Genomic DNA, 10,234 nt, shown 5'->3' on the forward strand with positions numbered 1-10,234 from the left:
GTATAGAAGGTCTTGTCCGGCAGACCCAGGCCGCCCTGGCTGGCATAGGCCATGTTCACGGCCGAGTTCTTGAAGTCGGCTTCGGCGCCGAAGCCGAACAGCACGTTCTCGCCCTTGGCGGCGCTGGTGCGCAGGTAGTTGGCGATGGCCGCCTTGTCCTGCAGGCCGTCGATCGCAGCCAGATCGGCCTTCAGCGGCTCGATGCCCTGGGCGTTGACCTTGGCTTCGTCCATGCCGGTGGCCCACAGGTCGCCGACGATCTTCTCGATGCCGGCCGGATTCTTGACCTGCGCGACCTGCTCGGCCAGCTGGTGCTGCACGGCCACCGAACGCTCGTCGAGGATGGTGAAGGCGCCCCAGCTGGTGCGGTCGCCCGGAATCTCGTTGGCGGCCAGCCACTTGCCGTTGACGTAGTCGCCGAAGGCGGTGCAGGCGTCAAGGTTGCTGTCCAGATCGCTGGCCTGGAAGGCGTTGTAGGCCGGCAGCTTGCTCTCGTCGAGCTTGTAGGTGGTGGCGGCGTCGGCCGCGGCCGGCGTGGAGGCGGTGGCATCCTTTGCCGGGGTTTCGTTCTTGCCGCAGCCGACCAGCGCGGCCGAAACGGCCAGGGTCAGCAGCACGATCTTGGGAGTACGGGTCACTTGAATGGCCTCCAGGCCGAGTGAGTCAGGGAAGGGCCGGGGGAACGGCCGTGGGCCGAACGATACGCCGCCGGCCCGCACTGCAAGGGTGTCGAAGGTCATGGCCGGGCGCAAGGGGGCCTTGCCGGTACCGGAAAAAGACAGACCCGGCAAAAGCCGGGTCTGTCGGGTTACTGCATGTGTTGCTGGATCAGAACTTGTAGGTAGCGCCCATGTACATGTAGCGACCGATGTTGTCGTACATCGCCGAACCGACGTCGGAGCCGAAGTAGTTCACCGGCGGATCCTTGTCGAAAGCGTTGTCCACGCCCAGGTAGACGTCGATCTTGTCGCCCGGGAAGCGGTAGCCGAACTGGAAGTTGTGGTAGACGTACGAGCCGTTGCGGATCGGGCTGGTCTGGCCCGGGTTGGCCTGGTAGCTCTTGGGCTGCACGCGCAGGTTGCTGCTCACGTAGTTCAGGTCCCACGACGCACGCCACTGACCCAGCGAGTACTTGGTCTGCAGCGAACCGCGCCAGCGCGGGTCGGTCACCCAGGTAACGTTCTCGTCGTACTCGGTCGGGAAGTCCTGGAAGGCCCATTCACGCGACTGCAGCAGGCGGGTACCGACCAGGCGGATCACCGTGTCACCCTCGGCCAGCTTGAAACGGTAGTCCATTTCCAGGTCGACGCCGACGCGACGCGAACGAGCCAGGTTTTCGTTCAGCGCAACCCAACGGCTGATCGAATGTTCCGGGAAGGTCCGGCCGCCGGCATCGGTCTTGCCACCGACCGGTGCGCGCTCGATGAAGCCGCAGAAGCTGTTGTTGATGCCGCCCGGAGAATCCACGCAACGGGTGGCATTGGTCTGTGCAGTCACAGCACCGATGGCGTCCTTCAGACTGATCCACCAGTAGTCCACGGACATGCCGAAGCCCTGCAGGAAATCAGGCTGCCAGACCAGCCCATAGGTGAAGCTGCGCGCACGCTCCGGCTTCAGATTCGGGTTGCCGCCGCTGACACCCGGGCGCGTTGCGGTGTAGGTGTCGACCCAGCCCACCGGCACGCCCAGCGCCGAGCAGTTGGCCTGGCGCAGAGCCGGATCAGCTGCGGTGTTGGGACGGTTGGAATTGGTGGCCAGGTAGTTGCAGGGATCGTTGACGGTGGCGAAGTTCTCGCTCTGCGGGTTGTACAGTTCACCAATGCTTGGTGCGCGCACCGCCTGCGACAGGGTGCCGCGGGCGCGCAGGGACGGGATGATGGTCCAGTCCAGGCCGACCTTCCAGGTGGTGGTCTTGCCGATGCTGCTGTAGTCGGACCAGCGACCGGCAGCGTCCATGGTCAGGTTGTAGATGCCCGGGATGTCGGCCAGCAACGGCACAGTGGCTTCGACGAATGCTTCGCGTACGTCGTACTTGCCCATCCGGTTGGGGATCGCGTTGAGGAAGGTCAGGCCCTGCGCTGCCAGCGGATCGGTGATTTCGCGGCTCTTCTCGCGGCGGTATTCCACGCCACCGGCCACGCCGACGTCGCCGGCCGGCAGGCTGAACAGCGAGGCGTTGGCCAGCGAGGCGCTGAACACCGACTGCTGCAGGCGCGAATAGTTGAACGACTTGACGTTCATCCAGTCACGCGCAGCCTGGGTCACTGCACCGTTGCCGAATACGGAGAACGGTACGCAGCCCTCGCGTGCGAACTGCGAATACACGCGGTTGCCGTTGTTGGGGTTGGTCGCGTTCGGGTTCAGCGTGGTGCGGCAGACGATCTGGCCGGTGGACGGATCGACCACGGTGTCCAAGCCTGCCTGCCAACGCTCGTTGATGCGGTTGTTGAGGTTCCAGCGCTTGACCTCGCTCTGGCCCCAGTTGCCGTACACGTCGTAGGTCCAGTTCTCGGTCAGGTTGCCCTCGACGCCAAGCACGAAGCGCTGGGTGTTGCGCTCCACGTGCTCGCCACGCTGGCCGGCATCGACGTTGAAGCGGCTCAGGGTCAACTGGCTGGCGCCGTTGGCGGCCATCAGGGCGCGCAGCTGCGGCGAAACGTAGGCATTGTCGCGCTGGATGCGCAGGGTCTGGTCGAACGACGGCTGGGCTAGGAAGTCCGACACGGTCTCGGTGTACTTGCCTTCGAAATACAGGCGATGGTTGTCGGTCAGATCGAAGTTGACGACTGTATTGACGCTCTTGCGGTCGAAGCCGGGCTGCAGATCGGCCACCGAATTGAGGTCGGCGAAGTCGCAGTTGACGCAGCTGGTGGTGCTCGGCATCACGCCGTCATAGCGCTGCGGGCGGTAGGTGCCGTCCGGGTTGAACTGGTAACGGTTGCCCCAGGTCGCCTTGTTGGTGGGCGAGAACGCACCCAGTGTGAAGGTGCCGCCGAAGGAGATCGAATGGTTGCCACCCGGGCCGCTGAGGACGGTCTGCGGATTGCTTTCGTTGGAGGGCTTGGTCGGGTCGTAGTTCGGGTTCGGCACCGACACCAGGAATTCGTTGCCGATCGCGCGGTCGCTGCGGACAAAGCGGTCCTGCTTGCTGTATTCCAGGGCGATCGCCGCGCTGCCGCGGCCATTGGCGAAATCGGTACCTGCCGAGGCGCTGATGAAGGAACGGTTGAAGCCGCCTTCACTGGCCATGCCGGTCTGAGCGCGCACTTCGGCGCCGTCGAACGACTTCTTCATGATGAAGTTGACGACGCCGGCCACTGCATCGGCGCCGTACACGGCCGATGCACCACCGGTGATCACTTCAACGCGTTCGATCCACTCGACCGGGATCGTGTTGACGTCCACCGCCGAGGAGCCGGAGGTGGCGCCGACATGGCGGCGGCCATTGACCAGAACCAGCGTACGCGAGGTGCCCATGCCGCGCAGGTCCATCAGGCCGACGCCGGCGGTGCCGATGAAGCGGGTGGAATTACCCAGCGTATAGGTCGGGCTCAGCGCCGGCAGGCGCGCCATCAGGTCGCCGATGTTGTTGGCGCCGGTGGCGCGGATTTCTTCGGCAGTGATGGCGGTGACCGGCGAGGGGGTCACGAAGCCGGTACGCGCGATGCGCGAGCCGGTCACGCTGACGCGGTCCAGGTCGATCGGGTTGCTGCCGGAGCTGGCCTCCTGGGCCAGAGCTGGGGCCGCGGCAGCCATCATCAGGCCGGCGAGCAGAGCGTTGGTCAGCGGGTGGCGACCGGGCGTGCGGTAGTGCGTCATGTGGTGAATCCCCCTAGTGGATGAAGATCGTCCGCATCCCTGCGGTTGTTACGGTCATGTTCATGGTTTGTCCTGACCTTGATCGAACCTAACACGCACTTAACGGGAAATGCATGGTTTCGTCACACTTTGTCACCCGGAATGTCAACGGCGTACATGAAATTGCAACAAATACAGATGCTTAGTCTCATTTGTGATGTGCCGAGTCTGGCGGCATGGGCCACATGTGAATGGCCTGTTAAGCCGCGCTTTGCGCAAAAAGGTGTCTCGCAAGTACATCGCTTGCCTCCTGCGTGGCGACGGGGAGTGGTGGGCGGTCAGCGCATTCAGGAGCCATTTGTGTGCCGCGGGGCGTGGTGTCAGCGCTGGCGGTGATCGGCGGTCACGGTGCGCCGCCCGCTTGCCGCAGGCAAAAGAAAAGGGCGGCCGGAGCCGCCCTTTTCATGTGCTGCAATGCTGCGATCAGAACTTGTAGGACACGCGCGCGAAGAACGTGCGGCCGTACCAGTCGTACTGGGATGCGTACAACGGCGTGTTGCCATAACGGGTGCCGGCGGTGTTGGAGATCAGGTCCGGCTCCTTGTCGAACAGGTTGCGCACGCCGACCATGATGTTCCAGTCATCCATGTCGTAGCCGACAGAGACACTGTGGCGGAACTGCCAGCCGGCCTTGATGTCGCGGGTCGCGTTCTGGTAGCCGGAATAGGTGAAGTTCCGGTCCAGGTCCTTGTTCTGGGTGCTGCTGACGTACGTGCCCTGCCAGTTGAACGTCCAGTCACCCCGTTCCAGGCTGACGCTGGCCAGGCCGACGGTCTTCGGCCGGCCGATGTAGCCGACCTGGTCGGAGGTGGTGATACCACTGTCAGAAGCCGAGTCGAACAGCTGGTACGTATCTTCGATGGTGTAGGTGACCTGCGCTTCAGCGGAAATCTTGCCGAAGGAGAAGTCGTTGTCGTAGTTGACCTGGAGGTCGTAGCCGCGGGTGCGCTCGCGGTTGATATTCACGTATTTGTTGTAGATCGTGGTGATGTTGTTCGGCGCCGACGCGTTGGTCGGGCTGTTGCGCACAATCTGGTCACAGAATGCGTTGGGGAACACCGCCGAGCCGTAGCAGCCGAACACGATGTCGTACTCGTCGAGCTGAGTGATTTCACCGCGCACGTCATAGTCGAAGTAATCCAGCGCCACGTTGAGGTTGGCGAAGGTCGGGCTCCAGACCAGGCCAAGGGTCTTGGCCTTGGACGTTTCCGGCTGCAGGTTGTTCTTGCCGCCGCCACCGGAATAGATGGTGGCGCTAGTGCCGCCGCCGCCGGTATAGGTGTCCGGAATGCCGGCCGCTCCGCAGTTGGCACGGATGAAGGTGTTGTTGCTGTCGCCCCACTGGATGCAGGGGTCGATCTGGGTCTGCGGCAGGAAGCCGGTCTGATCGCCCAGGTACAGCTCGTACAGGCCCGGCGCACGGAACGAGGTACCCATGGTGCCGCGCACGCGCAGTGACGGGATGATCTGCCAGTTCACGCCGGTCTTCCAGACGTGATCCGAGCCCGGCACCGAGTCGTATTCGAACACGCGGCCGGACAGGTTGACCGACAACGATTCAATGCCCGGGATGCCCTTCAGCAGCGGTACGTCGACTTCGGCGAACGCTTCCTTGACCTTGTCGGTGCCACGGGTCGGGCCGGCAGAGGTGGAGTTCCAGGCGCGGTCCGCGAGTGCGAAATCCGACGGCGTGTCATCGATCTTGTACTTGCGGAACTCGACACCGAATGCCGAGGCGACATCGCCGGCGGGCAGGGTGAACAGGTTGCCGCTGAAGATCGCGTTGGCACTGGTCTGATCGTAAGTGGTCTTGCCGGTGTGGTACTGGCCCACGGCGGCAATCAGCTCATTCATGCGGGTGCCGTTGAGGAAGCCCGGATCGAAGTAGTTCACCGGCATGTCGTCGTCGGTATAGACGAGGTCGCCGGCGCGGTCGACATCGATCGACAGCGTGCCGTACTTGCCGGTGGAGCGGCTGAAGCCAGCGTTGACTTCCCAGGTCCAGCTGTCGGTCGACTTGAACTGGCCATCGAACTTGGTGGTGCCGTAGAAGTAGTCGACCGTGATCTTCTGGTCACTCGGGAACGGCATGATGACCTGGAAGTAGTCATCGGCGGCCTCGCTGTAGACCGTCGGGTAGAACTGGCGCCAACTGTGCGCCTTGGTCTCACGGCGGTTGTACAGGAACTGCGTCTTCCAGTTGAAACTGTCGAAGCTGAAGTCAGTGGCGGCGTACAACGAGGCACGCTCACGCTGATTGATCACTTCCTGGTCGTGGTAGAACGGGAAGTTCAGGACATCCTGGTAGTACGCGGTGCCGCCGTTGGCGTAGGTCGGAGTCGGGCGCGGGCGTGGACGATAGCCCGGGAACGGGCCCACCGTGCTGCCATCGGGCGAGGGCACGTAGCGGATTGCCGGGTTGTTGTAGTTGATGATGGTATTGGCGTACAGGTTGCCGGTGCTGCAGCCTGCCAGGTTGCTGCCGGCCAGGATCGAGCGATCCTCACGGTCGATCCGCTTGCCGTCAGTGCCCCAGACCATGTCTTCGGCGCAGCGGAAGTAATCGCGATCACCCACGGTCAGTGCGTTCAGACGGTCCCACTGCGCGGCCGCCACGACACTGCCCTTATCGAAGTTCCAGCCGTTGGCGATCGAGGCAGAGAACTGCTCGCCGCCCCCATGCTGCGGCACGCTCATGGAGTAGGTCATCTCCGGACGGTCGATGCTCTTCTTGGTGATCAGGTTGACCACGCCGGCAAGCGCATCGGAGCCGTAGATGGAGGAGGAGCCGTCCTTGACGATTTCCAGCCGCTGCAGGATGGCCTGCGGAATGACGTTCAGATCGAACGCGGCGACCTGGCCACGGGTACCGGCCGGGCCGGGACGCTGGCCGTCGAGCAGGATCAGCGTGCGGTTCGCGCCCAGACCACGCAGCGAGACCGTCTGCACACCGGTGCCGCCTTCGACGACGAAGCCGCCGAACTGGTTGTTCATCTGCGTGGAGCCTGCAGCGATCGAAGACGTCTGCAGGAAGTCGGCGGTATCGAACTGACCGGCAGAGATCGCCTTGTCGATCGAGATGACCTGCACCGGCGACGTGGTCTCGTACTCCGGACGCTTGATCAGCGAACCGGTGACGACGACGGTGTCAAGTTCGGTGGCGCGCTTGGATGCGGGGGTGGTACTTGACGAAGCAGCTTCCTGCTGTGGTGTTTCCTGGGCAAAGGCAGGAGCGACATGTAGACAGGCCAGAACCGCCAAGGTCAGCGGGACGCGGCTCGGCTTGGAGAGGCGAATGACGTTGCGCATTTCGGTAATTTCCCTATTTGTTACGCTTCGGTTAACGGAGTGTATGTTTGCCGTAAAGTAAATGCAAGATGAACGAAGCGTGCCTGTAATGCTTTGATGTTTAAGGGAAATTCATCGTGTGGATGCGAAACGCCCCCGCTGGCGGATGCCAGGCGGGGGCGCTCAGCGACACGATCTAGGGGTCAGAGGCCGCCCGGGCCGCAATCCTTCTTCAGGAAGCCTTCGATGAGGCCCAGCGTTTCCCGCTGCTGGCGTGGGTACCACGGCATGCTGTGCTGCTGGTCGGCAATCAGGTGGTACTGCGCAGGCACCTTGTCCTTCACCGCTTCGTAGAAGCCCTGGGCGTGGAAAGAGGGTGTACGCACATCGCGGTCACCCACGAACAGCATCACCGGAATGTTGGCGCTGGCGGTGTTGCGCATCGGATCCATGCCCTTGACCGTCTGCCCTTGCAGGATGCGCTGCAGGCGGTTGTCGCTCCAGCTGGTGCCCAAGCGTGCGAGATCGGTGACCGGAGCGCCGGCAATCGCGCACTGATACGGGCTGCCTGGGCGAACGGTGGCTGCGGCAGCAGCGAAGCCGCCGTAGGAGTAGCCGAAGATCGCGATGCGGTCCTTCGCAGCGAAACCCTGCGACACCAGCCACGCCGCACCGTCATCATTGTCGTCGGACATCTTCTGGCCCCATTCGCGGTCGCCGGCAATCCACAGGTCCCGGCCCAGGCCAGAGGAGCCACGGTACTGCGGGCGAAGCACGGCATATCCGCGAGACGTCAGCAGCGCGACCCAGCCGGAGGCATCCCATTGCACGTAGTCACGCGCCCAGGGGCCGCCGTGTGGATGGACAATGGCCGGCGCTGCGGCATCGCCTTCCTTCCAGCCCGCAGGGAGATCCAGGATGGCAGGAATGACCCGTCCGTCGCGTGCCTTGTAGTTCACCCAGCGTTGTTCGCCCACCGTGCCCTTGCTGATCCACGGACGCTCGCTGCCCAGGCTCACCACCTTTTTCCGATCCAGCAGCAGGAAATGGGAGGGCGGTGCATCCGGACCGGTAGCGCGGAACAGGATCCTCGAGAAATCATCGTTGTAGCGGCTGATCTCGATCTGCCTTCCCGGCGCAGCTTGCTTCAGCGTGTCCTGGATCGATTTCAGCGTCGGGTCGACGTAGACCGTCTGTTGCGAAGGGCCATCGATGGTGAATCCGACCACTTGATTGAAGGTGCTCGGCTGGGTGCTGAAGACAAGGCTTGCGATGGAGAAGTTTGGATTGGCCAGCACCGGTTCGGGATCGAACTTCTGCGCCTTGGCGTCGTACAGATGTGCCTGCACCTTGTCCGAGAAGAGGTCGGTCAGGACGTAGTACTTGCCGGTGGCATCGTCCACACCAGCCAACTCGACCGTATGCCGGTTGGACAGGCGTGTCAGCAGCGGCTTCTGCAGTACGAACTGCCCGGAGCTCGGATCAAGGATCTGAATCTGCTGGTCGTAATCGCCGCTGACCGGTTCGATCTGGCTCTTGGCGAGCACCTTGCCGCTGCGCGGGTCGAACAACGCAGGCTGGGCGCGGGTGCCGCCGCGGAACAGCAGTTCGGTTTCCTTGGTCTTGAGGTTGTACAGGTAGTAATTGGCGGTCAGCGTTATCTCGCTGAGCTGGCGGATGATGACCCGGTCCGGATCCAGCGGCAGCATGTTGACCAGCGATGCGCTGCCACCCAGTTCCAGGCAGCGCTGGGTCTGTTCGCTCACGCCCAGCTTGCGCGTGTTGTCGGCGAATGCTTCGTTGAAGGTCTTCTGGCTCTGGTCGGTCAGGTAGGTCTTGACCACGAATGTCTTGGTCGCACCCGATACGCTGCCCTCGCCACACCCCCCAAGCTGCCCGGTCCACTCCTGGCGGCCGACCGCCAGGATCTGGTCGGACTTGAGAGCGCCCACGGCAATGAACTTCATCCGGTCGCCCGAGGGCGTAACCACCTTCGGGGCACCTCCCATTGCGTCGGTATCCCAGCTGGCCAGCGCAGTTTCTTCCGGGTTGCCCGGAGAGGGGATCAACGCGACCAGATGCTTGCCGTCCGGACTCATCGAGACCGACTGCAACGCTGGCATGCGTGCCAGGTCTTCGATCGGGATGGGAGCGGCGTGTGCCGTGGCGCCGGCCAGGGCCATGGAGAGGGCACCGCACAGGGTGCGAGCGGAAATCACGTGCATGTCTTGTCCTTTTGCTGCGCGTTGATCGGCTGAAGCTGACTGGATTGTGAACAAGGTCGAAAGGTAGCAGATCGATGACCTTCCTTGGCAGTGCCGCCGCCGCTCCGCCCTCCCTTACCGCACCGGTGCCACCCAAAGCAGAAGACCCCGCCGGAGCGGGGTCTTCTGCTGCAGGAAACGACGTCGACGGATCAGTTGTTGCCGAACTCGTACTTGGCCTGCACGTAGATGGCACGGCCATAAGCGTTGTACAGGTAGTTGTTGTACGGCTGGCCGCTGGTGCCGGCGAAGCTGTACCGCTGGTTGTCAGGCATCTTGTTGAACACGTTGTTGACCATCAGCGACAGGGTCAGGTTGTCCATCGCCCGATAGTTCACGCTCAGGTTGTAGGTGGTGTACGAACCCCACTTGCCGGCCTTGTAGCCGGAGCTGTGGACGTAGTCGTAGCCATTGCCCAGGTAGGCCATGTAGTTCGGCGTCTTGCCGATGTAGTTGGCATACAGGGTGGTGGTCCACTTGTCCTTGGCCCAGCCGATCGAACCGTCGGCGCGCACCTTGGCGTACGAGTCGTACACCCACATCGCATACGGGTCGCGCAGCAGGTCCAGGTACTCATCGCCCGGCTGCGGTTGCAGTTCGCGCTTGAGCATGTCGGTGTAGTTGCCGGAGAACTGCAGCGAACCGAAGCGGCCGATGTCCTGTACGTACTTGAAGCTGGCCGTCAGCGCCTGCAGGTTCTGGCTGGCCACGTTCATCTTCGGCGTATAGATCTCATCGAGTACGCCGGAGGCGTCGCGGGTGATCCAGTCGCTGACGTTCTGGCAGCTGGCCGAGGTGTTGTTGGTCTGGCCGTTGCGGCAGTA

3 protein-coding genes and 2 pseudogenes are annotated in these 10,234 nt (G+C 63.0%); all 5 read right to left on the minus strand.

Annotated elements, in window-relative coordinates; all coding sequences use genetic code 11:
- Positions 1–638: pseudogene (locus AB4Y84_RS05210) on the minus strand (peptidase); the annotation flags it as partial.
- A gap of 190 nt (positions 639–828) precedes the next feature.
- Positions 829–3,819 carry a TonB-dependent receptor domain-containing protein gene (locus AB4Y84_RS05215; protein ID WP_363732381.1) on the minus strand — a complete coding sequence of 997 codons (2,991 nt, stop codon included), beginning with the start codon at positions 3,817–3,819 and terminating at the stop codon, positions 829–831.
- A gap of 462 nt (positions 3,820–4,281) precedes the next feature.
- Positions 4,282–7,167 carry a TonB-dependent receptor domain-containing protein gene (locus AB4Y84_RS05220; RefSeq protein WP_428705142.1) on the minus strand — a complete coding sequence of 962 codons (2,886 nt, stop codon included), beginning with the start codon at positions 7,165–7,167 and terminating at the stop codon, positions 4,282–4,284.
- Positions 7,168–7,349: 182 nt separating this feature from the next.
- Positions 7,350–9,371 carry an alpha/beta hydrolase family protein gene (locus AB4Y84_RS05225; RefSeq protein ID WP_025876108.1) on the minus strand — a complete coding sequence of 674 codons (2,022 nt, stop codon included), beginning with the start codon at positions 9,369–9,371 and terminating at the stop codon, positions 7,350–7,352.
- A gap of 191 nt (positions 9,372–9,562) precedes the next feature.
- A pseudogene (locus AB4Y84_RS05230) lies at positions 9,563–10,234 on the minus strand (TonB-dependent receptor); the annotation flags it as partial.

Source organism: Stenotrophomonas sp. 2YAF22 (assembly GCF_052114665.1).
In the GTDB taxonomy this organism is placed as follows: Bacteria; Pseudomonadota; Gammaproteobacteria; order Xanthomonadales; family Xanthomonadaceae; genus Stenotrophomonas; species Stenotrophomonas indicatrix.